21 protein-coding genes and 1 tRNA gene are annotated in these 22092 nt (G+C 66.1%); 7 read left to right on the top strand and 15 right to left on the bottom strand.

From position 1 onward, the window contains the following. Positions 1-4: 4 nt before the first annotated feature. Complete coding sequence (locus tag P8R42_02965; protein MDG2303609.1) at positions 5-1162, top strand: pectin acetylesterase-family hydrolase; 1158 nt, start codon at positions 5-7, stop codon at positions 1160-1162. 7 nt (positions 1163-1169) lie between these two features. On the opposite strand, the gene P8R42_02960 is transcribed toward P8R42_02965, so the two are convergent. Then, complete coding sequence (locus tag P8R42_02960; protein MDG2303608.1) at positions 1170-1457, bottom strand: hypothetical protein; 288 nt, start codon at positions 1455-1457, stop codon at positions 1170-1172. A gap of 73 nt (positions 1458-1530) precedes the next feature. On the opposite strand from P8R42_02960, the gene P8R42_02955 reads away from it, so the two are divergent. The 3 genes from P8R42_02955 to P8R42_02945 all read left to right on the top strand — a co-directional run bounded on the left by P8R42_02955 (position 1531) and on the right by P8R42_02945 (position 4828). Continuing rightward, positions 1531-2715: an acyl-CoA dehydrogenase family protein gene (locus P8R42_02955; protein MDG2303607.1), complete on the top strand. Its 1185-nt coding sequence runs from the start codon at positions 1531-1533 to the stop codon at positions 2713-2715. Then, positions 2712-3506 carry a hypothetical protein gene (locus tag P8R42_02950; protein MDG2303606.1) on the top strand — a complete coding sequence of 265 codons (795 nt, stop codon included), beginning with the start codon at positions 2712-2714 and terminating at the stop codon, positions 3504-3506. The genes P8R42_02955 and P8R42_02950 overlap by 4 nt, the downstream gene beginning before the upstream one ends. Before the next feature lie 110 nt (positions 3507-3616). Further along, positions 3617-4828 (top strand): CoA transferase, encoded by a 1212-nt coding sequence (locus P8R42_02945; GenBank protein ID MDG2303605.1) that lies wholly within the window; start codon positions 3617-3619, stop codon positions 4826-4828. 357 nt (positions 4829-5185) lie between these two features. Here P8R42_02945 and P8R42_02940 read toward each other — a convergent pair whose 3' ends face one another. From P8R42_02940 to P8R42_02920, 5 genes are all read right to left on the bottom strand, one after another. Next, positions 5186-5863 carry a 3'-5' exonuclease gene (locus P8R42_02940; GenBank protein MDG2303604.1) on the bottom strand — a complete coding sequence of 226 codons (678 nt, stop codon included), beginning with the start codon at positions 5861-5863 and terminating at the stop codon, positions 5186-5188. Beyond that, positions 5860-7737: a putative nucleotidyltransferase substrate binding domain-containing protein gene (locus P8R42_02935; protein MDG2303603.1), complete on the bottom strand. Its 1878-nt coding sequence runs from the start codon at positions 7735-7737 to the stop codon at positions 5860-5862. The genes P8R42_02940 and P8R42_02935 overlap by 4 nt, the downstream gene beginning before the upstream one ends. 66 nt (positions 7738-7803) lie before the next feature. Further along, positions 7804-8208 carry an OB-fold domain-containing protein gene (locus P8R42_02930; protein ID MDG2303602.1) on the bottom strand — a complete coding sequence of 135 codons (405 nt, stop codon included), beginning with the start codon at positions 8206-8208 and terminating at the stop codon, positions 7804-7806. Continuing rightward, positions 8208-9368 carry a lipid-transfer protein gene (locus tag P8R42_02925; GenBank protein ID MDG2303601.1) on the bottom strand — a complete coding sequence of 387 codons (1161 nt, stop codon included), beginning with the start codon at positions 9366-9368 and terminating at the stop codon, positions 8208-8210. Before P8R42_02925 ends, P8R42_02930 begins: the two co-directional genes overlap by 1 nt. Positions 9369-9402: 34 nt before the next feature. Further along, complete coding sequence (locus P8R42_02920) at positions 9403-10188, bottom strand: exodeoxyribonuclease III (GenBank protein ID MDG2303600.1); 786 nt, start codon at positions 10186-10188, stop codon at positions 9403-9405. 135 nt (positions 10189-10323) lie between these two features. On the opposite strand from P8R42_02920, the gene P8R42_02915 reads away from it, so the two are divergent. Beyond that, on the top strand, positions 10324-11421 hold the full coding sequence (locus P8R42_02915) for a glycosyltransferase (GenBank protein MDG2303599.1): 1098 nt from the start codon (positions 10324-10326) through the stop codon (positions 11419-11421). 3 nt (positions 11422-11424) lie between these two features. Here P8R42_02915 and P8R42_02910 read toward each other — a convergent pair whose 3' ends face one another. From P8R42_02910 to P8R42_02875, 8 genes are all read right to left on the bottom strand, one after another. After that, entirely contained in the window at positions 11425-12147 is a 723-nt protein-coding gene (locus P8R42_02910; protein MDG2303598.1) for an ABC transporter ATP-binding protein, read from the bottom strand. Then, positions 12144-12968 (bottom strand): ABC transporter permease, encoded by an 825-nt coding sequence (locus tag P8R42_02905; GenBank protein ID MDG2303597.1) that lies wholly within the window; start codon positions 12966-12968, stop codon positions 12144-12146. Before P8R42_02905 ends, P8R42_02910 begins: the two co-directional genes overlap by 4 nt. Beyond that, positions 12965-13936 carry a glycosyltransferase family 2 protein gene (locus tag P8R42_02900; GenBank protein MDG2303596.1) on the bottom strand — a complete coding sequence of 324 codons (972 nt, stop codon included), beginning with the start codon at positions 13934-13936 and terminating at the stop codon, positions 12965-12967. Before P8R42_02900 ends, P8R42_02905 begins: the two co-directional genes overlap by 4 nt. A gap of 2 nt (positions 13937-13938) precedes the next feature. Continuing rightward, positions 13939-15177 (bottom strand): ABC transporter ATP-binding protein, encoded by a 1239-nt coding sequence (locus P8R42_02895; protein MDG2303595.1) that lies wholly within the window; start codon positions 15175-15177, stop codon positions 13939-13941. Next, on the bottom strand, positions 15177-15962 hold the full coding sequence (locus tag P8R42_02890; GenBank protein MDG2303594.1) for an ABC transporter permease: 786 nt from the start codon (positions 15960-15962) through the stop codon (positions 15177-15179). The genes P8R42_02895 and P8R42_02890 overlap by 1 nt, the downstream gene beginning before the upstream one ends. A 51-nt stretch (positions 15963-16013) precedes the next feature. After that, positions 16014-16292 carry a hypothetical protein gene (locus P8R42_02885; GenBank protein ID MDG2303593.1) on the bottom strand — a complete coding sequence of 93 codons (279 nt, stop codon included), beginning with the start codon at positions 16290-16292 and terminating at the stop codon, positions 16014-16016. A gap of 107 nt (positions 16293-16399) precedes the next feature. Next, positions 16400-16473: transfer RNA gene (locus P8R42_02880), tRNA-Val, on the bottom strand. Positions 16474-16527: 54 nt separating this feature from the next. Beyond that, on the bottom strand, positions 16528-18387 hold the full coding sequence (locus P8R42_02875; GenBank protein ID MDG2303592.1) for a HAMP domain-containing sensor histidine kinase: 1860 nt from the start codon (positions 18385-18387) through the stop codon (positions 16528-16530). A gap of 108 nt (positions 18388-18495) precedes the next feature. On the opposite strand from P8R42_02875, the gene P8R42_02870 reads away from it, so the two are divergent. Next, positions 18496-19584: a CNNM domain-containing protein gene (locus tag P8R42_02870; protein MDG2303591.1), complete on the top strand. Its 1089-nt coding sequence runs from the start codon at positions 18496-18498 to the stop codon at positions 19582-19584. Positions 19585-19949: 365 nt separating this feature from the next. Further along, the gene (locus P8R42_02865; GenBank protein ID MDG2303590.1) at positions 19950-21800 is read left to right on the top strand and encodes a transglycosylase SLT domain-containing protein; all 1851 of its coding nucleotides are present in this window, start codon (positions 19950-19952) and stop codon (positions 21798-21800) included. Here the strand turns inward: P8R42_02865 and P8R42_02860 are convergent. Continuing rightward, complete coding sequence (locus tag P8R42_02860) at positions 21761-22060, bottom strand: LLM class flavin-dependent oxidoreductase (GenBank protein MDG2303589.1); 300 nt, start codon at positions 22058-22060, stop codon at positions 21761-21763. The two genes, P8R42_02865 and P8R42_02860, sit on opposite strands and share 40 nt — an antisense overlap. Between the last annotated feature and the right edge of the window lie 32 nt (positions 22061-22092).

Raw genomic sequence — 22092 nt, 5'->3', positions numbered from 1 at the left:
ACGGATGTCGCTTCTATTCTCGCTCATCGCGCGCCGCTCGGCGCACATGGTCCTGCTCCTCGTGTTCGCCGTGTTAGTCGTCGGCTGCGGCGATGGCTCGACTTCGGCCGGAAGCGGAAACACGCCGAACGGAGGCGGCGACTCGCTCAGCCCCCGCCGCGCGGTCGACGAGCTCCGCGAGACCGGGTTCGCAGAGTACCTCGGCACGCAGGAGCCGAGCCGCGTGGTCGAGGACGGGGCGTGGACGCACTACTTCTTCGACGCAGCCGAAGAGGGCGCGATCTGCCTCGTCGGCGACGAGTTCCAGGTGAGCGTCCGCGAGGGAGCCTCCGACGAAGCCCTCCTCTATCTCCAAGGCGGCGGCGCCTGCTGGGACTACGCCACGTGCCATGCCGCGAATACTGCACTCAAGACCGCCAACGGCCCGGCTCAAACTGGCATCATCGACACCAGCGACTCGCGCAACCCATTTGCCGACTTCGACATCGTGTACGTCCCGTACTGCGACGGCTCGGTGTTCACCGGAGACGCGACCGTGGACTACGACGGCATCCGCACCTACCACCATGGCTTCAGAAACCTGTCGGTCGCGGTGGATGCACTCACGAACAACTTCCCGAACCCGTCGCGCGTCGTCATCGCCGGAAGCAGCGCCGGCGGCTACGGAACCTATGCGGGCTACGGAGCGGTCCGCGTGGCACTGCCCGAGACTCCGATTCTCGTCTACAACGACTCGGGTCCCGGCGTGCAGAACATCGGCGCCTCCGAAGACATTCAGAACCGCGTCAAGAACTGGAACTTCACCCGCCTCGTCCCGGAGAGCTGCACCAAGTGCGACACGCAGTACAGCTTCCTCACGGAATGGGCGTTCGAGCGAGATCCGACACTCCGCACCGCGCTCTACTCGTACCAGGAAGACAGCGTCATCAGCTTCTTCATCGATCTGAGCGGCCCAAAATACCGGGACTTGATCCTGTCGGTGAGCGGCGAGCTCGCGGCGAGTTGGCCGGGCCGTTTCGAGCGGTTCTTCCCCAAGGGCACGACGCACACGGTGCTCCTCGGCTCGGAGTTCTACACCCAGACCGTGAACGGTGTCTCACTCCTCGAATGGACGCGCGACTTCCTCGACGGCTCCTCGTCGTGGGAGAGCGTAGTCGAGTAGAGACCGCTCAGCGACCACGAGCGCGGCGGAGCGATGTGCCCGCCTCGCGGATGCAGAGCGTGGCCGCGTCCTCGGCGGTCGACGCGTTCGCGAGTGCCTGGATTCCGGGATCGTCCTTCTCGACCGCCCGGGCGAAGTAGCGCGCGGCCGGATCGGCGGAACGGTGGTCACAGAACACGCTTAGCCGGAACCAGCCACGCACAGCTTCGGTGAACTCGAGGACGAACTCGGCCTCGCCTACGACCGCGGCCAACTCGACGACGTTCTCGCTCTCGGGGATCTGCGTCCAGTCCATGAGTCGCTGTTTAGAGGAAAGTCCGAGACGGGGCACTGGCGAAAGCCCCGAAAAAGCGCGACGATCCCTGATCATGGCCGCTTCCGAACCCCTCATGGACACCCTTCCCGGACAGATCGAACCCGAACTCCCCAGCGAAGAGCACCGGATGCTCCAGGACCTCACCCGCGACTTCACTGCCGGCGAAGTCGAGCCGCAGGCTGGCAACCATGACCGGGAGGGCAGCCTGAACGTCGCGCTCATGCGACGCGCGGGCGAGCTCGGACTGCTCGGCATGACCATCCCGTCCGAGGACGGCGGCGGCGGTCTCGATGCGACCGCCGCGGTGATCGTCCATCACGAGCTCTCGAAGAGCGACCCCGGATTCACCCTCGCACTCCTCGCACACGCGATCCTGTTCGTGAACAATTTCTATCACTCGGCGAACGCCGACCAACGGGCCCGCTTCCTTCCAGGCGTTCTTTCCGCGAAACAGATTGGCGCGATGGGTATGACTGAGCCCAGCGCCGGCACCGACGTCCTCGGCATGAAGACCACCGCGGAGCGCCGCGGCGACGACTACGTGCTGCAGGGCCGTAAAACATTCATCACGAACGCTCCCGATGCGGACTACTTTCTCGTGTACGCGAAGGTCCAAGATCGCATCACAGCGTTCGTCGTCGAAAAAGATCGACCCGGTTTCTCCGTCGGCCCGTCGATCGACAAGATGGGCATGCGCGGATCCCCGATGGCGGAACTGATCTTCGAAGAGTGCGCCGTGCCGGCCGACAACCTTCTCGGCGCCGAGGGCGGCGGCATGACGCACATGATGCGAAACCTCGAGATCGAGCGCATCTGTCTCGCCGCGATGAGCGTCGGAATCGCCGACCGGTGTCTCGCAATCATGGCCCGCTACAGCGTCGACCGGGAGGCGTTCGGGAAGCCGATCGCGGAGTTCGGACAGATTCAGCGCTACGTCGCCGATTCCTACGCCAAGGCTGAGGCCGCGCGCACGTTGGTGTACCGCGTCGCGCGCGACGTCGGGGAGGGCAAGCGGAACCGGATCGGCACGGACGCAGCAAAGCTCTTCGCAGCGCCGGTCGGCAAGGAGATCGCGGACAACGCGATGCAGGTCCTCGGCGGTTGGGGCTACTGCACGGAGTTCACAGTCGAGCGGCTCCTGCGGGACGCGAAGCTGCTCGAGATCGGCGGCGGCACCCTGGAGTCACACCAGAAGAACCTCACGCGCGACTTGACACGATCGCTGGCCGACAGATGAGCGACCTAAATCTACTAGTCCGCGCGACGCTCGGACTCTACGCCGACGCGCTCCGACAAAGCACGACCTCGCTCGTGCGACACATCTGGATCGTCGGCCTCGTCCCTACGTACACGATCGTACTCCAGCTCGTGACGACCGTCGCGATGAACCTCGGTTTCGCGGGCGGCCTTCTCGTCTTCCTCGCCGTCGCCGCGTGCGCCTCTTCGTTCCTCGCGATCCTCGGCGAGGCGGTCGCCCACCAGCGCGTCCAGATGAGCGAGCTCAGCCAGACGTTCGGGCGTTACTTCAGTCGGCTCATCACGGTCTTCTTCATGTTCTGGATCGTTCGGCTCCTACTCGGCATGATCGTCTCGCAGAACCCGAACATGGTCTGGCTCATGGTCGCGGTGAACACCGGTATCTTCATCGTATTCAATCCGATCCCCGAGCTGATCTATCAAGGCCACAACGATGGCATGCCGCTTCTCCAAGACGCCGTGCAGTTCACGCGCGACAACCTCCTGGAGTGGCTCCTCCCAGTGGCGATTCTGATGGCGCCGTTCTTCCTGATCGACCTGCAAATCGGGTTCCTGGTGATGTCGAAGCTCGGCGTTCAAAACGGCCTCGATCTCGTGATAGGCGCCGTCGCGACCTGGCTGCCGTTCGGTGGGATCGTCCAGACCCTCGTCGCGACCGCGCTCGCGAGCGTGCTGGTCGTCTGGGCGATGCTCTTCCGCGGGTTCTTGTTCCGGTCCCTCTCCCGCTCCGGCCGCCGCCAGCGCATCTTCGCTTCACGCGCGCGGGACTAGGCTCTCTTGCTCGGCACGCTCTCCTCGGGATTCGGATTCGGCGCCTTCCTCGTCGTCGTCGCGACCTTCTTCGCGCCGCCGGAACTACGGCGGGTCGACTCGGAGGCCGCGTGAACGCACAACCCCTCTCCGGCCTTCGGGTGCTCGAACTCGGCCAGGTCTACAACGGGCCTTACTGCGGCCTGCTGCTGGCCGCACAAGGCGCCGATGTCATCAAGATCGAGCCGCCCGGCGGCGAGATTCTGCGGCGCCATGACATTTCCCCACCCGGCGGCAGCTACTCGTTCCTCATGCTGAACGTCGACAAGCGCGGCATGACGCTCGACCTCAAGAGCGAACGAGGACGCGAGATCTTCCTGCAACTCGTGCAGAAGGCCGACGTCGTCGTGGAGAACTTCCGGGAGGATGTGCTGCGGGATCTCCGCCTCACCTGGGACGTGCTCGAATCGCACAACCCACGCCTGATCCTCGCATCGGGCCGGGGCTACCGCAGCGGCAGCCCATACGCGGGCCTCGCAGCGATGGACTTCACCATCCAAGCCGTCTCGGGCCACATGGCCATGACCGGCTTTCCCGACCAGCCTCCAGTGAAAGCAGGCGCGACCCTCGCCGACATGCTCGGTGCCTCCCATCTTTTCGGGGCGATCCTGCTGGCGCTTCGAGACCGCGACCAGACCGGACGCGGGCGACCCGTCGAGGTGGCGATGCTCGACGCGACGTTCCCCGCGCTCATGTCGTACGCGTCGCCGTACCTGCAGACCGGCACCGATCCGGGACGCGTTGGGAACCGCCACGCCGTGCCGGGTTCGGCACCCTACGCCGCCTTCGAGGCGTCCGACGGCTGGCTCACGATCATGTGCGTCACCGACGCACAGTGGGCGAAATTCTGCGAGATCTGCGGAGATGAGGCGCTGTCGGGCAATGAGTCCTTTCGCCAAGCACCCGCCCGAGGCGCGAACCGCGATTGGATCGAAGAGCGCGTGGGCGCCTGGACGCGGAACAAACACCGCGCCGAGCTTCTGGATCTGCTCGAGAGCGGTGGAATCCCGTGTGCCCCGGTTCGGTCTCTCGCAGAAGCCGTGGACGATCCCTACAACGTCGAGCAGGGCGTGCTGCGGCCGGTCGACGTCGAGGAGCGCGGCACCGTGCAGGCACTCGGCAGTCCGATCCAGCTCCGCGACCCCGCCGACCGAGACCATCCCGACGGGAGTCCTCCCAGGCCGGCGCCGAAGCTCGGCGAGCACAACCGCGAGGTCCTCGCCGAGCTCCTCGATCTCGGTCCCGCTGCGATCGACGCACTCGAACGCGACGGAATCGTCTAGCTACGTTCGGCCGCGTTCGCGGAGGCCGCCTGGCGGACGACGCCATCACGCAGGGCCGCGATCATCGTCGACGTCTCGAGCATCTCCGAGGGGAGGGCACGATAAAGGCCCACGAACACAGAACCAGAGGCCTATCGCGACCAACGCGATCGCCGGGCAGACACGCCACGATACCGTGAGGGTCTCCTCGAAACTGAGCCTGAGTCTTCCGGTTCCGGAGAACCGCTCCTTTCATTGTCCTCTGCCCAGCAAGCGGTGCGCCAGGCCCGGGCATAGGTCTCCCTCGACTTTCGACGCACCCGCCCACCTTGCCGTCGCAATCGCGACACGCGGCTTGGCGAGGCCGCAACAGGCGCTTCACGCCTCCGGGTCGACGACGGGTGCGCGCTCACAGAGAGCCGCCAGGGCGCCGCGCCCGTTGCGCGCCGCGACCCGCAGCAACTTCAAGAAGACCAGCGCAGTGAGGAGCGCATCGCCGGGGGCCGTGTGCCGACCGTAGGGCTTCACTTCGAATCGCTCGCAGAGCGCGTCCAGAGAGAAGCTCCGCATGGGCTCGTCCTCGCCGAAGGCGCCTCCGCGTTCGAGGAGCAGCGTCAGATCCATCGTGTCGATCCAACGGTTGAGGAGTTTCGCGCCGAAATGCCGATCGAGCGCCACGTCGAGCGTCCCAATGTCGTGTCCGATATGATGCCCGACGATCACTCCATCGCGGAGGTAGTCGAGGAACGCGAGCAGGGCGTCGGGCTCGTCCTGTCCATCCCGCGCCGCATCCCGGGTAATGCCGTGCACGGTGACGGCGGAGAGATTGTGGTCGATCTTGAGCATCGCCTCGAAGGCATCTTCGAGCACGATCTCCCCGCGGTGGAGCCCGACCGCGCCGATGGTGATCAGGCGGTCCTTTCGGGGATCGAGCCCGGTCGTCTCGCAATCGAGCACGACGAAGCGGATGTCGTCCGAGGACGCATCGTCGCTCCAGCTTCGGCCGAACCCTTCGTCGTACCGGAGAATCTCCGCCGGCCGGGTCGACGTACTCATCGCGGCGCCGGGAATCCAAAATGGTGCGCGGTACGCTCGAGCAGGGAGAGGATCGTTCGGAAACACGACTTCAGAAGCTCGCGCTCTACCTTGAGAAGTGCCTCCGGGCGGATCTCCGACCGATCCTCCGGATGGGCGTACGCCACCCGAGCCCGTTGGAGAAGGGCGAGTTCCGCCGCTTCCGCCGAACGCCGGAACAGCTCCTCGTTCTCGGAGCGCCCGTCGGCAACGGCCCGCAGTCGCCCCGCGGTATCGCAGTCTCCGTCGCTTCCCTCCTGCAGCGCGAAGACGCGGGCGATGTCGGTGAGCGGGCGGACCGCGCAGTTCTCGAGATCCAGGAGTTCCGTTCGTTCCCCCGCCTTGTCGACCACCTGTCCGCGGAAAAACGTGAGCGGAGGCATGTGCGCCATCGAGTCGTTGGCGGCCAGTGGCAGGAACGTCTCGTCCGTCGCGACCGCTCGACGGAAATGCGCCAGAACCTGCTCCTGAAGCTTCTGCTCTCCGGCAACGAAGAGCACGTCGAAGAAACCGAGCGCCTTATACATGCCGGTCCCGATCGGGTCGTGGACCCAGCCTTCGTAGGCGGCCTTCCATTGGTCCAAAGTCCCGTGCGTCGGGATGCCGCTGCCGGACGGGAGCATGTGGAACGCGAGCTGGATGCCGAGCTCCGTGAGCTGCGCACCGACCCGGTCGGCGAGCCGCCCCATGCGAACGGTGTCGTCGGGCTCGCCCCTCCAAATCAATCCGACGCCCATCGGCATCGAGCCAAATCGTTCTCGCCGCCCCGCCGCGCCGAGCAACACCCAGCACCGCTCCGCGGCTCGGGCCGCCGCCCCGAGATCCGCCTCGGCACGGCCCACGACCCACCGGCACGTGGCCACGTCGAGTGCGCCCGCCGCCTCGACCGCCCAGGGCGCCGACCGCCGGTTGGTCAGCAGACGTTCGATCGCCGTTTCGGCCGCACGGCGGAACACGCGAACCTGATCGAGGCTGCGCGCGCGCCCGATTCGTAGAATTGGAACGAGCGGGTCACCCCCCAGATCGACGGCAAGGTCGTTCTCGGTGAGAACACCGACGACATCGCCCGACGGCGATGCCGCGAGCGGAAGCGTCGAAACCCCGGCGCGCAGCATCCGCCGCCAGTAAGCTCCGACCGGCTGCCCGTGATCGGCGGCCGCGAGCCCCGCGGCCGCCGGCGAGAGCAGTGCCCCGATCTCGCCTGTCGGCAAGAGGTTGCCGGTTGCGACACGCGCGCGAAAGTCGGCGTCGCGAACCACTCCGAGCAAGCGGCCATCTCCGTCCAGCACCGCGACCGCAGACAGACCCTCAGCCGTCATTCGGCCCGCAACCGCAGCCACAGATTCGTCCGCGCGGCAGACGGCCGCTTCACACTGCGCCCGTTCCTCGGGCAGCAGGGCATCAAGCCAGAAGTCCGAAGGCCCGAGCGATCCGGGCCCTCCCGCGCGTCCCTCGTCCGCCAGCGAGAAAACCGTCTCGAGGTAGCGACGCGCACGCGCATGCCGTTCCAGCAGCGGGCGAACCGCTTCGCGCGGGAACATGTAGACCAGGACGTCGGACGCCGTTCGCGCCAGATAGCGATGGCGCTCGCTCGAACCGATCCCGACGATGTCGCCGGGCCCGAGAAGATCGTGCAGGACCCCCTCGTCGTCGAGGATCTCAACCGTCCCTTGCTGGATCACGGAGAACTGCGACTGACGAACCTCACCGGCGTCGTGGAGCACCTCCAGGGCTTCGTGGAACCGAACCCGGCCGGTCCCGGCGAGAACGACCAGTTCTTCCTCCCCCATCCACTCGAACGGGGGATGACGTCGCAGGAAGTCCGCCACCCGGTAGCTGATGCTCGCCGCCTTCATCCGAACACCGAAAAACTCGACTTCGAGGAAAGTTGCAAACCCATCGGGAGATCCGGAAGCAAGCCGCTAGCGCGGCGCCCACACGGGCAAAGTCACTTCGGCCGTGAGGGGCTCGTAGACGACCTGGACCGGCAGTCCGAGACGCATCTCTTCGACGGTACAAGAAACCATGTAACCGACCAGCCGGGGGCCCTCCTCCAGCTCGGTGACGACCATGATCAAGGGCAGCAAGTGCTCGAACGCGGGGAGGAAGGGCTCACTCCCGATGACCCAGCTGTAGACTTCGCCCCGCCCGGATGTCTCGACCCAGCGCAAGCGATCGCCCTTCCAGTAGGCCGGCTTCGGCGGCCAATGGTACGCCCCCGTCTCCTCGTCACGTTGGATCATCAGCTTTCGTTCGCGACAGCCGACCCAGAACGGTGCCGTGACCGGGTGCTCGACGTCGGGAAGTGGATAGTCCGGATGGAGCATCAGTCGCCTCGCACCACCAGGGCGCTCGTGGCGACGCCCGACGCGCCCGTCACGAGAACCGACTGACATCCATCGACCTGCGCAGTCGATGTTCCGCGCACCTGACGTACGGCTTCGAGAAGCAGATTGAATCCATGGGTGTACGCCTCGCTGAGGCCCCCTCCGGAGGTGAGCACGGGCAGCGCGCCGCCGAGCTCGATCCGTCCCTCTTCGGTGAAGCTTCCGCCCTCACCTCGCTCGCAGAATCCGTAGTCCTCGAGACCGAGAATCACCAGCGGCGTGAACGCGTCGTAGATCTGCGCGCAGTCCATGTCCTTCGGCTTCAGGTCCGACCGATCCCACAGCTGACGCGCGCACGGAACGGCAGTCGTCTCCATCTCGGGCGTGTTGTAGTTCGCGAGGTGAACCGGGTTGGGACCACTCGCCTGCGCACCCGAGTGGACCCATGCCGGCTTCTGTCGAAGGTCCCGGGCGCGCTCCTTCGTCGTGACGACGCACGCGAGGGCACCGTCGGTTTCGAGACAGCAATCGTACAGAGTGAGCGGATACCCGATCACGCGGCCCCCAAGATAGGTCTCCATGTCGAGCGGCCGGTCGTGCATCATCGCGTGAGGGTTACGGTTCGCATGCTTACGAGCCGCAATCGCCACGTTACCGAGCTGCTCGCGCGTGGTCCCGTGGACCAACATGTGGCGATGAGCCCACATCCCGATGACGTCGACGGGCCGAATGAGGCCCCAGGGAACGTGCAACGCCTTGTCGTCGGTGACGAGTTCGCGCTCCTGCGCCCACGGCCGCGCGGCCTTACTCCCCCTATTGCGGGCGCGAAGGCAGAGGACGGTGGTCGCGGCTCCGCAAGCGATCGCCGCGGCGGCGTGCAGAATCGTCGCGCACGAGGCGCCCCCTCCGTAGGTGATCTTGTCCCACCACTGCAGGTTCGAAACACCGAGCCCACGAGCGATCGTCACCTCATGGGTCTTCTCGAGCTCGTACATGACGATCCCGTCGACGTCCTCGGCGGCGAGCCCGGCGTCGTCGAGAGCGCTCTGACTCGCCTCGATTGCAGTGTCGGAGATCGGTCGGCCGAGATCCTTCGCGAACGGCAGCTGCCCGATACCGACGATCGCGACCTGGTCGCGAATTCGACTGAAGTGGTCCACCGCCGCCTTGCCTATCGCATCTGGCGGCGCGCCACTAATCCAAGTCGATCCCGATCGGACAGTGGTCGGAGCCCACAACGTCGGTGAGGATGAACGCGCGCTTCACTCGTGGCATCAGATCCTCGGACACGACGAGGAGATCGATCCGCCACCCGATGTTTTTCGCTCGCACACCGAAGCGACTGCTCCACCAGGAGTACCGAACCTCTTCGGGGTGAAGCGCGCGGAACGTGTCGACGTACCCACGCTTCAGACACTTCGCGAGCGCCTTGCGCTCCTCAGGAAGAAAGCCACTCGTCTTCTTGTTGCCCTTCGGACGGGCGAGATCGATCTCGTCGGGAGCTGTATTGAAATCCCCCATGATGACCGCAGGCAGGCCCGTCGCTGCGCGCGCCTCGTCGACGAGGTCGAACACTCGCCGCGTGAAAGAGAGCTTGTAGGGCACCCGGCTGTTGTCGCGGTCCTTCCCGTTTCCGTTCGGGAAGTAGACGTTCGCGACGAGCAGATCGTCGAATCGAGCGAGCTGAAACCGACCCTCGCGATCGAATCGCGGGCGGGCGAGCTCCGTCGTCAGAGAAACGGGCTCTTCGCGCGAGAAAAGCCCGACGCCGCTGTAGCCCTTTTTCGACGTCGCCTCCGAGAGCGAGAAGCTCGGGAAGCGGCGCTGCCGACGGAGCCCCGGTGGAAGCTTCTCCTCGCTGACTCGCGTCTCCTGCAGGCCGACCACATCAGCCTTCGAGCGACATAGCCAGTCGAGAAAACCCTTGTCCACGCAGGCGCGGATTCCATTCACGTTCCAGGAGAGGATGCGTCTCGGCACCGCGCTTGTGTAGAGACCCGGTGCAGCCTAGTGCAAGCCCGAGCCCCCTCGATGCCGTCCACCAAAGCCAGACCCGCCCGTATTCTCGCGCTCTGCGAAGCACCGATCCCGTCCGCCGTACTGGGGGTCCACACCGTGTTTGAGGGTCTCGGGGCGAAAAGCCGCCTCTGCGAGTTCCGAACCGGGTCGAGCGTGTCGCCCTCGACGCACGACGTGGCGTGGGCCGACACAGTGATCCTGGTGCGCGGCGCATCGCCCGCCGAGCGTCGCCTCCTGACCGAGGCGCGACGCCTAGGAAAGCGCGTCGCAACCTACCTCGACGACGATCTCGAACGGGTGCCGGATAGCGCACGGAGCGGCTATTTCTTCACGTCCGCCGAGGTACGCGAGAACGTTGCCTTCCTGGTCCGCGAAGCGGACGACGTCCTCGTCTGCAGTGACCGACTACGAGAAGAGCTCGACGCGCGGCACGGAGGGCGTGCGGTGCGGGTCCTCCAACCACGCCCGGCCCGACTCCCTGGAGAGACCGTTCCCAGGCCGGACGGCGAACCCGTTCGCATCGGTTTTCTCGGCAGTGTGGATCACGGACCGTACATCGACGAGCTGCTCGGAGACGTCCTCCGCCAGCTGAAGCGCGAGCAGGGGCAGAACATCGAGTTCGTCTTCTGCGGCGCGGATCCGAAAGTTGCGGCCGACCTCGGCGCCCTCCGCCACCCCTTCGAGAGCGACTTCGGTACGTGGCGCCGGCGAGCCCTCGCGCTCGAGCTTTCGATCGGGCTCGCGCCCCTGCCCGAGAGCGACTTCCACCGCTTCAAGTACTGGAACAAGTACCTGGAATACGGCTCCCTCGGCGTCGCCGGCATCTACTCGGGGGTGCCGCCCAACGGAGACATCGTGCGCGACGGGGCAACCGGGCTGCTTTGCCCCAATGAGCCGGCGGCCTGGCACGACGCCATCGCTCGCTTGCTCTCCGAGCGCGCTCTGCGCGAGCGACTCGGCCATGCCGCCTACCTCGATGTCGAGGCACGCTTCTCGGTCGGAGCCCTCGTGCCCCACTGGAGCACCACACTCAAGCCCCTCCTCGCACACCGCGCGCCCGAGTGCTGGCCCGAGCAGGTCCACCTGCGCACGGGAGCGTTCTGGCACGCGCTGGACCGCCTCGCCGTCTACGGACCGGTCCGGTTCACCGAGCGCGTCATCGGCCGCCTCACGGGGCGGCTTCGCCCGGGCTGACCTTCATTCCGCCGTGTAAGCCTGGACGACCTCTTCCGCGGGTCCATCCATCCGGACACGACCGGCTTCGATCCAGACTACCCGGGTGCAGTTCGTGAGGATCGTATCCATGGAATGGCTGACCAGAACCAGGATAGATGCGTGCTCCACCATCTGCTGCAGGCGACGTGTCGCCTTGTCCTGAAAGTGCTGGTCCCCGGCGGCGACAACTTCGTCGAGGAGCAGCACATCCGGCAGAATCGAGGTCGACACCGCGAAGGCGAGCCGGATGAACATGCCGGCCGAGTACGTCTTCACCGGCCGGTCGAGCGCCGCGCCAAGCTCGGTGAAGTCCGCGATCTCCTGCGTACGGTCGCGGATCTCACGGCGGGTGAGACCGACGAGAAGGCCGCGGGTGATGATGTTCTCCCAGCCGGTCGCCTCCATCTCGAACCCGGTCGCGATCTCGAAGAGGCACGCGATATCCCCTTCGACCGTCAACCGACCAGACGTCACCGGATAGATCCCGCACATCACCTTCAGCAGGGTCGTCTTGCCCGCACCGTTCAAGCCAATCACGCCGACCCGCTGTCCGTAGCGGATGTCGATGTTCACCTCGCGCAGGGCGGTCACGGAACCGCGATCGGGCACCTTGGCCGAGGACCGCACGAGAGACGTGAACTTCTCGCGCAGGCTCTGCGCCCCCTGGCCAGGGAACGTGAGCGAGATGTCCTCGAGGCGGATCACAGCCAGAACACCAGGCGAGGTCGCGCTCGCTTCACGGCGAAGTACGCCGCCGACAAAGAAACGACGAGGGTCGCGATCGAGGCGACGTAGTGCGGCGCCGCCGGGACCTGATTGACCAACATCGGCACGCGCACCAGGACCATCAGGTGGTAGATCGGGTTGTACGTCAGCATCCACGAGAGGCCGTGGCTCACGAGGAGATCCGCGGGGAACATGACCGGCGTGGCGTAGAAGAGCGCCTGGATGCCTACGGACTGGATGTACTGAAAGTCACGTACGGCGGTGTTGAAGACACCAGACACGCAAGCGATCGAGAACCCGAAGAGGAACCACGCGACGAGCCCGGGCAGGATGTAAAACCAGGCCGGGCTGATCCGGCCGCCGAACACGAGTGAGACGAGCGCGGCGGCCACGAGACCCAGGAGCAGCGTGACGAAAGCCGCGAAGATCATCCGCAACGGGTACGTGAAGAGCGATACGCGCGGGACCTGCTTGATGTAGCCTTCGGCCGCGAGAAAAGAGATCGCGCCACCGTCGAGACACGCGATGAAGAATCCCCAGAGGGTCAGGTTCAAGAAGAGGTAGGGCAGGAAGGTCCGCAGTTCCACGCCGAACAACCGTGCGAATACGAGCCCGATGACCGCGGCCATCAGCAGAGGCGAAAGAACCGCCCACGCGAGGCCCAACATCGTCGCGGTGTAGCGACGAACCAGGTCCAAGCGCGCGAGCTGCCAGGCGATCGACAACGTCCGCAGGTGCTCCTGGCGAGAGCCCAGCACAGGCGTGCTGCGGGGCGCCGAGGTACCGCTCGCCGGCGTCACGTAAACCACCCCGCGACCACGGACGGATCCCGCCGACGGCGCGCCTGGATGACCTTCCGCTGCCGGCGCGCACGCGGCCAGAGTCGCGCCACGTCCATGAAGGCCGGCAGAGAACTCCACTCCGTCGTGAGGCAACCGCCGAGCACCAGCAGATCGCGAGCGACGCCCCGAGCTCCGCAACGAAGGATCACGGCACTGTCCGCGTTCTTGATCCGCATCAGGAACCGGTTCTTGACGGAATGGCGGTTGAGAACAGCTGCCACCCCACGACGATTCGCCGGCAGAACACGGCGAACGTGATACCCGACCGCCTTCGGAACGTAAAGACAGTCCCATCCGAGGAGCTGCGCCCGCCACGCCAGGTCCGCGTCCTCGCGGTATGCGAAGAACGCCTCGTCGAAGAACTCACCTTCGATGGAAACATCCTCGATCATGTCGCGTCGGTAGCAGGCGGCGGCGCCTGTAGCCCCGAAAACAGGCTCGAGCCGATCGAACTGGCCGTCGTCGCGCGCCTCGGAACCCCGATCCAGGTGGCGAAAGGAGCGCTCGAACACGACCCCGGCGGAGTCGAGCGTCGGGGGCGTCCGCGGAGAGCCGTCTGGTTCGGCCCGCAGAAGCTTGCCACAGAGCGTTCCGAGCGCGGGCGGCGCCTCGAAGTGCTCTCCGAGCGCCTCGAGAAACCCCGGCCCGAGCGTCACGTCGGGATTCAAGACGAGGACCCAGTCCCCGCCCGCGTGCCCGAGCGCCTGATTCTGCCCCGCGGCGAACCCACGATTGTCGGTATTCCGCTCCACACGCGTCACCACCGCGTGGCGCTCAGCGACACCCGCGCTCCCGTCGGACGACGCGTTGTCCACGACGATGACTTCCGCCGGCGCCTGCGTCTGCGCGGCGAGCGCGTCGAGACAACGCGGCAGGTCCTCTGCGCTGTCGAACGTGACGAGCGTGACCGAGACGCGAGCGGCCACGCTCAATCCCCGGACGGGCGACGTCGAACCGTGCCCTCAATGGGAAGCGCGGCCAGTCCGGTGAACGGCGCATTCTCCCCGGGCACGACTTCGATCAACGCCGCGCGATCCCACCAATCGTAGTTCGACTCGACGTGTACATGATCGCGATGTAGCGCGACGCTCAGGGAGTACGTGCCAGGCCCCAGGTGCATCACGGTGCGGAATTCCGCCTCAAACAGCTCGCCGGCCTCACCGACGGCCCCTCCGACATCCAGGTGGAACGTATTGGACCCGAACACATCGGAGCCGAGTCGATCCCGAATCACGAAGCCGACGGTCGGACAGTCCATCGCAGCGTTCAGCTTGATTCGGCAACGGATCGTCGCGGCCGCACCGACGCGGAAGAGGCGCGCGGGCCGGCCCTCGCCGTCTTCGACTGTGACTGACACCAACTCGGCTTCTCGCGTACCCGAGCGCGTAACCGAACGGCCTTCGGAGTCCTTGTGCTGCTCGATCTCCGCGTCTTTCTCACGTTGCGCGATGCGCGCGTTGTAGTAGTCAAAGACCGCGTCGGGTGCGTCATCCAGCACGAGCCGACCCGCCTCCAGGAGCAGCGCGCGGTCGCAGAGCGATTTCACCGCTCCCGGATCGTGGGTCACGAACAGAAGCGTCGTACCCTCCTCCCGGAACGCGCGGATGCGGCTCATCGACTTGTGCTGAAAGTAAGCATCGCCGACGGAGAGAGCTTCGTCGACCATCAGGACATCGGGACGAACGGCCGTCGCCGCACTGAAGGCCAACCGGACCTGCATCCCCGTCGAGTAGGTTCGGACCGGCTGATCCATGTGGCTGCCGAGCTCGGAAAACTCCTGCACCCAGGGAAGGACCTTCGGGATGTCGTGCTCTTCCACGCCGAGGAGTCGGCACGCGAGCCCCGCATTCTGCCACCCATCGAACTCGGGGTGGATCCCGAGCCCCAACTCCAGCAACGCGGCGACCCGACCAGAGACCTCGAACGAGCCCTCGCTCGCCAGCGTCGTTCCCGTGAGGATTCGCAGGAGCGTGCTCTTCCCCGCTCCGTTCATTCCGATGATGCCGACGGATTCGCCTTCGTTCACTTCGAAGTCGATGTCCCGAAGCACCCAGTCTTCCCGGTGGAGGGTCTTGCCGCCGCGCGACATCCACTCCAACAGCTGATCGCGGGAGCGCCGGTAGATCCGAAACTTCTTCCCGAGGCCTCGTGCGACGATGCGTCCCATCAGAGGTAGTCCGTCATCTCGCCGGCGAGGCGTCGGAAGATCTTCCGTCCTAACGCCAGGGCCAGGCACGCGAGTACCAGGTGCGGAAGAAACGAGAGCCAGTCCGGAGAGCGATCGTACAGAAGGATACCCTGGTAGGCGTCCACGAACGCCGTCATCGGATTCAGCCGGACCAGGAACTGGAGGCGCTCACCGAGGATCGAGAGCGGGTAGATGATCGGCGTGAACCAGAACCAGAACTGAAGAAGGATCCCCACTGCCTGTCCGACGTCGCGGAAGAACACGTTCAAAACACCGAGCCCGACGCCGATGCCCACAGCGATCATCTGCTGCAAGAAGAGAAGCGGTACGAGCCCGAGTAGCGGCCAGCCGGGGAAGCGTCCGAGCACCAACATCACGAAGAGCAGCAGTCCGAAGATGATCGCGAAGTTCACCAACGCCGAGGCAACCACGATGATCGGCAGAGACGCCCGCGGGAACGTCATCTTCTTCAGGAGGTTCCCCTGGTCGACGAAAACGTTGGTGCCGCGCTGCAGAGTCTCGACGAACATGTTCCAGGGCAGCAGCCCGGCGCACAGGAAGATCCCGTAGCTGGTTCCGTCTTCGACGCCGGGCAAACGGGCGCGCATCACCTGCCCGAAGATGACCGTGTAAATGAAGATCATCGCGAGCGGATTCAGCACCGACCACAAGGAGCCGAGCGCCGAGCCCAGGTAGCGAGCCTGGAACTCGCGTCGGACCATGCTCGCGATGAATGTTCGGTAACGCCAAAGGCCGTCCAGCATGAGGTCCTTGGCGCGCTAGCAAATCCCCCGGCTCAGGGGAAACGAACCGGCTCAGCGAGTGAGCGCGTCCAGGTCCCGACGCGCCTGCGCGCCGTACGCCGACGCGGCGCTCCCGGCCGATGCGGTGGCCGCCTGGCCCGACAGCGCCTCTATCTTCCGATTCGTCTCGTCGACGCGCTCCCGAGTCTGGTCGACCGTCTTCGCCAGCCCGTGGATGGGGGCCGTGAGGCTTCCGGCGGACTCCCGACCCGACGCGAGGAGCTCGTTTACCCGGTCTCCGCCGAGCCACAACAGGCCCGCGATGACCGCCATTCCAATGATCCACTTCATGATGACCTCCCCGCTGGAGGGAGGATCGGCAGGACCGGGGGCCGGGCTTGAGCGGCGGCCGGGCCGGCACAGCAGACCCGACCGCGTCTGCCCAGGCGCTTCGGAAGTGGTCGCACAGGGATTTGAACCCCGGACCTCCCGCATGTGAAGCGGGCGCTCTAACCAACTGAGCTATGCGACCCCGAAGTGGAGACCTATGGCTAACAGGGGCCGACGCCCCACAAAAGGGGGCGGCTCAAGCCCCCCGCGCGCGGGCGAATTGCGCGGGAATCTCGACAGTGAAGTCGGACCCGCGCCCGGGCTCGCTCACGACCGCGACCGAGCCCCCCAAGCGCTCGACCAGTCGGTGAACGATGTGGAGGCCGAGACCGACCCCGCCAAACTCGCGCGAGTCGGTCGCATCGATCTGGTGGAATTCCTGGAAGATCGACTCCACGTCCTCCGGTGCGATGCCGATCCCCGAGTCACTGACTATCAGGACGAGCGAGGCCGCCGATTGCGCGATCTCGACCCGAACCTCTCCGCGCGGGGCGAACTTCACCGCGTTCCTCACGAGGTGGCGGAGAATCGTCTTCAAGCAACGCTCTTCCGTGAGGATACGTCGGCCGTCCAGAAGGTTCTGCCATTCTAGATGCACGGCCGCTTCCTCAGCCTCGGCAGCGAACTCTTCTTCGAGATCGGCGAGGAAGGAATCGAGCTCGACCCAATCGAGCTTCACGCGTTCGGCGCTCGACTCGAGCTTGCTCAGGTCGAGAATCGCGTCGACGAGTTCACCGAGCCGAAGGCCACTGCGGCGAATGCGCCGGACGATGTCGCGCTGCTCGCCCGAGAGTTCCCCCGCGTCGCCCTCCTCCAACACGCGCGCGAAGCCGAGCATAACGTTCACCGGCGTACGCAGCTCGTGCGACATCGTCGAAACGAAATCGCTCTTCACGCGGTTCGCGCGCGTCAGATCGTTAAAGAGACGTTGATTCTCGACCGCGATCGCCGTCGCCTGTGCGATCCCGGCCGTAATGCGTCGATGCCTGCGGCTGAAAGGCCCACGCTGCTCGGCGTAACCGTTCGTCACCACGCCTACGACCTCCCCGCCGAGCACGATCGGAGCCGCGAGTGCTGCGGACACGCGAAACTTCTCGAAGAAGGCGGCCGGCACCAGGCCGTTCGCCGAGGCGTCCTGAACCTCGACCATGCCGCCGTCTTCGAGCTTCCGGAGCAATGGGAAGCTCTCCTCAGGAAACTCCATCGATTCGGCCTGCTCCCGAATCTCTGCAGACACACCGTGCAAGCCGACGACCCGATACACCCGGCGTTCCGGATCCAGGGTCACGGTCCCACTCCAGTCACAACCGAGCAGCTCCGCGATGAGACGATTCACGCGGTCGAAGACATCGGGATTTCCGACGACGGCGGCGAGAGTGTGGCCGACCTCGACCAGGGCCGCCGCGATGTCCGCCTCCTCGCGATTGGCGCGGGAGACCCGCTCGAGACCCGCCGCACGCTGGAAAGCCGCAAAGCGGTAGCGGCCGACCAGCAGGGCACCCGCGACCGTCGCGGCGGCGACCGTCATCAGGCCCGCATATGCATGCGCTCCCACCGGCTCCACCAACCCCAGCACCTCGACGCCGACGAGCCCGAGCACGCAGACCCCACTGACCACGCATTGCGCCCGCCATCCCCACGGGAAGAGCGCCGCCGTGCACGACAGGATCGAAACCAGACCGATGGTGATCACTTCCGGCGACAACCCGAGGAGCACGTCCTCCACAAAAACCGTCCCCACGATTGCCGACGCGAGGAGCGCGCCGATCGCCGGAAGCCTCTCCCGCACGCGCTGCCATCTGGCAAGAGACAGCGCCGCGACGCAGATCAGGACCTGCCCCGCGAAAATCAGCCCGACCGACTCGGCCTGCTCCTGGTAGGCCGCCCACTCCTGGAACAGCAGTGCGAACCCGGTCAGCGAGAAGAGGGCCACGCCCATGTCGATCCGCTGGCGCAGCAGGTCGGCATTCGCCGCTCGGTAGGCCGCGCGGATCGCCCGCGGGCCGACGGGGTCGGCGGGCAACTGGGCGTTGTGTCCGGGATCTGGAGTGCTCATCGGAAGGGGGGGGGCCGTCCCACCGCCAGACTAGCCAGATCCGGTGGCCGCGTTCCAGTATCTCATGATACTTCCCGAGCCGGAGATGGATCCGACTCGGGAGACCGGATGAGCGCCGACGCCTGGCTGCTCGTCCTCTATGTGGGGACGGCGCTCACCGTGTCGTTCCTGGCCTCGCTGCTGGAAGCCACCCTGCTCTCGGTTCGGATCTCGGACATCGAGTCCCGGGCAAATTCGGGTAGCCAGGGGGCGATTCTGCTCCTGGACCTGAAGCGCCACCGAATCGACGACGCGATTTCGGCCGTTCTCACCATGAACACGATTGCGCAGACCCTCGGCGCGGCACTAGCGGGTGCGCAGGCCGCCCGGGTCTTCGGCAGCGCCCGGGTCGGGATCTTCTCGGGTGTCCTCACGATCCTCGTCCTGATCTGCACCGAGATCATCCCGAAGACCCTTGGGACCGTCTACGCCGCGCACCTTGTCAACTTCGTCGGCCGAACCATCGGGATTCTCACCTTTGCCCTCGCCCCCATCCTGTATCTGACCCGCTTCCTCACCCGGCTGATCGCTCCGGGCGGCACACCGCCGATCTCACGCAGCGAGCTCACCGCGCTGGTCGGGATGGCGGCGCGCGAGGGCGCGATCGAAATGCAGGAATCCCAGGTCTTCGAGAACGTACTCGAGCTCGAGCAGATCAAAGTCGAAGACGTGATGACTCCGCGCACCGTGGTCATCATGCTCCCGACCACGTCGACCCTCGGCGAACTCGTCGAGCACACTGAGACGAGCTCCGTCTCGCGTATTCCGTTGTTCGCAGAGGATCGCGACCGCGTGAAGGGGTACTGCGTTCAGCGAGAAGCTCTGCTGGCCGCGGCCCGCGGGGCGGCACCCGAGACACCGCTGACCGAGTTCATGCGCGACGTCACATTCATCCCGGACAGCGCGACACTCGCACGCGCCTTGCGGCACTTCCTGGACGAGGGTGAACACGTCGCCATGGCCGTCGACGAGTTCGGGGGCATGAGCGGGCTCGTCACCCTCGAGGACCTCGTGGAGACGATCCTCGGCGTCGAGATCGTAGACGAATCCGATCGCGTCGCCGACCTGCGACACCTCGCGACCGAGCTCCGGGACCGCCGCCTCGCGCGACGACAGGCGAGACGAGCGGGGCAACCTGTACCGAAACGAGCAACCTGACCGATGACCGTTTGACACTCAGCACGGGCCCGTCGATATTTTCGAATATCCGCCGAACCAATGCGGACCGGAGGCGAAGCAATGCTGGCAACCCAGGTCAGGCAAAAGGACAGTGTCTTGTACTTCGTCCACAAGAAACTCGCGCGAATCGCCGGGGTCGAAACGGGCAAGCCGAATACCCACGCAAAGGCGGCGTCCTGATCGCGCGCGCCGGAACTCGGCGAACAGAAGGGAACGGAACACGCACGGTCGCGCTGGCCGTTCTCTTCGTGTTCGCAACCCAGCTCCCACCGCCGGCGGACGCCGCGGACGATCCGAGGCCGGCAATCACTCGAGCGGCGGTCTTCAGGCAGGGCCGCATCGACATGGACGCCGGACGCACCACGGCCGCGCGCCGGGCCTTCGAGCGGACTGTCGTCGTGGTGCCCGAACTCGCGGACCACGGACTTTACTGGGCCGGCCATCTCGCGGCTCAGAACGGCGACACCGCCGGCGCGGTCCGCAACCTCGACACGCTCCTGCGCGACCACCACCGAAGCGTGTGGGTCAGTTCCGCGGCCACCGAGCGCGGCGAGATCGAGCTGAAACGACGGAACCCGAAGCAGGCTCTGCGCTATTTCGACACCGCCATACGCGCCTGGGAGAGCAAGAGCCGGAGTCGCGCGATGCTGGGTAAGGCCCGCGCCCTGGAAGCCCTCGGCCGCCCGCGCGAAGCGTACTCCCTCACCCTGGAACTCGCCGGCCGACCGGGCGACGTCGGCCGCGCCGCGACCGTCGTCCGCGAAGGCCTGGAGGCCAAGGGCCCGAAAGTGCTCGGCATGAGCTCCGCTCAGTTCTCGGAGAAGGTCGCGTCCGCTCGCCTGAAGGAGGGCCGTCCGGACGCGGCCCTCGCCGCGCTCGGCAAGGCCTCCTCCGGGAAGGCACTTCTCCTCAGGGCACGGATCCTGAAGAGCGCGGGCCGGTCGCGTGAAGCGACCGCCGCGTACGGGAAGGCCGCCGCCTCGGGCGATCCGGATGCCGCCGCTCAAGCGCTCGCCGAGCGGGCCCGGATCGAGTGGAACGCGGATCGGAACGAGGCCGCCGCGCGCGACTTCCGACGACTCGCCGAACGCTTCCCCAGGCACGCGCAAGCACCAGAGGCGCTCTATGCACTCGGTCGGATCGACGAGGCACGTGGGGCCGCGTCCGAGGCCGCGCGGCACTACGAGACGATTGCCGGCCGCTACCCGAACTCCAAGGTCGCCGAAGAAAGCGCCTGGCGCGCCGGCTTCGTTCGGTACCGAAACGGCGACGCCGCCGGCGCGGCCGCTGCCTGGCGGCGGATCAGCGGGCGCGACGATGCGCTGTATTGGTCGGGGCGCGCTCTCGCGGCCGCCGGACGGTCGGACGACGCAAAGGCTGCGTACGCGCGACTCGGAGCGCGATCACCGCGCAGCTACTACACCTGGTGGCTCGGCGTACCAGAGCGATTCGACAACGGGGCCGGGCCCTCTCCTCGCCCCGTCTCCGCAGCGACAGTGCCCACCGCGGCGCGCAACCATCTGGAGCGTGCCCGACTCCTACGCGACCTCGGATTTCGCGACGACGCGATGCGGGAGTTGGCAGGTGCGCGGAACGCGGCCGGACCTAGCGCGCTTCTCCTGCGCGAGTACGAGTCCCTCGGCGCACACCGGCAGGTGATCCGTCTCGCCGCCCGGCTGCGGAGCCAAGGCGTCTCCGGCCTCGACCAGAAGCTACGACCTCTCGCGCATTGGCCCGCCTTCCAGAAAGCCGGCCGAAAGTACGGCATCGACCCCCTGCTTCTCGCGTCGATCGCTCGCCAGGAGAGCATGTTCGACGAGCGCATCGCCTCACCGGCGGACGCTCAGGGTGTGATGCAGCTCCTCCCCAGCACCGCGAGTGCGATGACCGGGCGCACGATGAAGAGATGGGAGCTCTGGGATCCCGAGGTCAACATCGACTTGGGGGCCCGCTACTTCCGCAAAATGCTCGACCGTTTCGACGGACGCGCGATCCCGGCAATCGCGGCGTATAACGCCGGCCCGCGCCCCGCGAATCGCTGGCTCGACCAGAACGGCCGCTTGCGTGGAGACGAGTTCGTGGAGCTGATCTCGTACCGCGAAACCCGCGGCTACGTGAAGAAGGTCCTGGAGAACTACCGGATCTACCGAGGCCTCTACGGGAAGCCCGGCGTCACGCCGGTCCGGTTGTTCTGAGAACGAGCTGCGCCGTCAGGCGTGCGCGACCGACGGCACGACTTGAAGGGCCTCGGACGAATCTCGCGTCGTTCCTGCTTTAGGTACTCGCCGTCGTACTCCAGGAATCCGTCTTCCAGCCCACGGAGCAGCATCTCCGCGTACTCGACGAAGCGCGTGCGACTCGTGTTCATGTCGACACCGAACCCTTCGAACTCCACGCGACCCAGACCCCGACCCAGTCCGAGAATCAGCCTTCCGCCCGACATGTTGTCGAGCATGGCGTCCAACAGAGGCCCGAATCGGTCAACGC

It is taken from the genome of Candidatus Binatia bacterium (assembly GCA_029243485.1).
Lineage (GTDB): Bacteria > Desulfobacterota > Binatia > UBA12015 > UBA12015 > VGTG01.
Note: the sequence above shows the minus strand (reverse complement) of the source record. Positions and strands in the feature narration are given on the sequence as shown.

Coding starts and splice junctions, on each gene's coding strand:
- P8R42_02965 (MDG2303609.1), top strand. CDS start 5: ATGTCGCTTCTATTCTCGCTCATCGCGCGCCGCTCGGCGCACATGGTC.
- P8R42_02960 (MDG2303608.1), bottom strand. CDS start 1,457: ATGGACTGGACGCAGATCCCCGAGAGCGAGAACGTCGTCGAGTTGGCC.
- P8R42_02955 (MDG2303607.1), top strand. CDS start 1,531: ATGGCCGCTTCCGAACCCCTCATGGACACCCTTCCCGGACAGATCGAA.
- P8R42_02950 (MDG2303606.1), top strand. CDS start 2,712: ATGAGCGACCTAAATCTACTAGTCCGCGCGACGCTCGGACTCTACGCC.
- P8R42_02940 (MDG2303604.1), bottom strand. CDS start 5,863: ATGAGTACGTCGACCCGGCCGGCGGAGATTCTCCGGTACGACGAAGGG.
- P8R42_02935 (MDG2303603.1), bottom strand. CDS start 7,737: ATGAAGGCGGCGAGCATCAGCTACCGGGTGGCGGACTTCCTGCGACGT.
- P8R42_02930 (MDG2303602.1), bottom strand. CDS start 8,208: ATGCTCCATCCGGACTATCCACTTCCCGACGTCGAGCACCCGGTCACG.
- P8R42_02895 (MDG2303595.1), bottom strand. CDS start 15,177: ATGGGACGCATCGTCGCACGAGGCCTCGGGAAGAAGTTTCGGATCTAC.
- P8R42_02890 (MDG2303594.1), bottom strand. CDS start 15,962: ATGCTGGACGGCCTTTGGCGTTACCGAACATTCATCGCGAGCATGGTC.
- P8R42_02885 (MDG2303593.1), bottom strand. CDS start 16,292: ATGAAGTGGATCATTGGAATGGCGGTCATCGCGGGCCTGTTGTGGCTC.
- P8R42_02875 (MDG2303592.1), bottom strand. CDS start 18,387: ATGAGCACTCCAGATCCCGGACACAACGCCCAGTTGCCCGCCGACCCC.
- P8R42_02870 (MDG2303591.1), top strand. CDS start 18,496: ATGAGCGCCGACGCCTGGCTGCTCGTCCTCTATGTGGGGACGGCGCTC.
- P8R42_02865 (MDG2303590.1), top strand. CDS start 19,950: ATGGACGCCGGACGCACCACGGCCGCGCGCCGGGCCTTCGAGCGGACT.
- P8R42_02860 (MDG2303589.1), bottom strand. CDS start 22,060: ATGCTCGACAACATGTCGGGCGGAAGGCTGATTCTCGGACTGGGTCGG.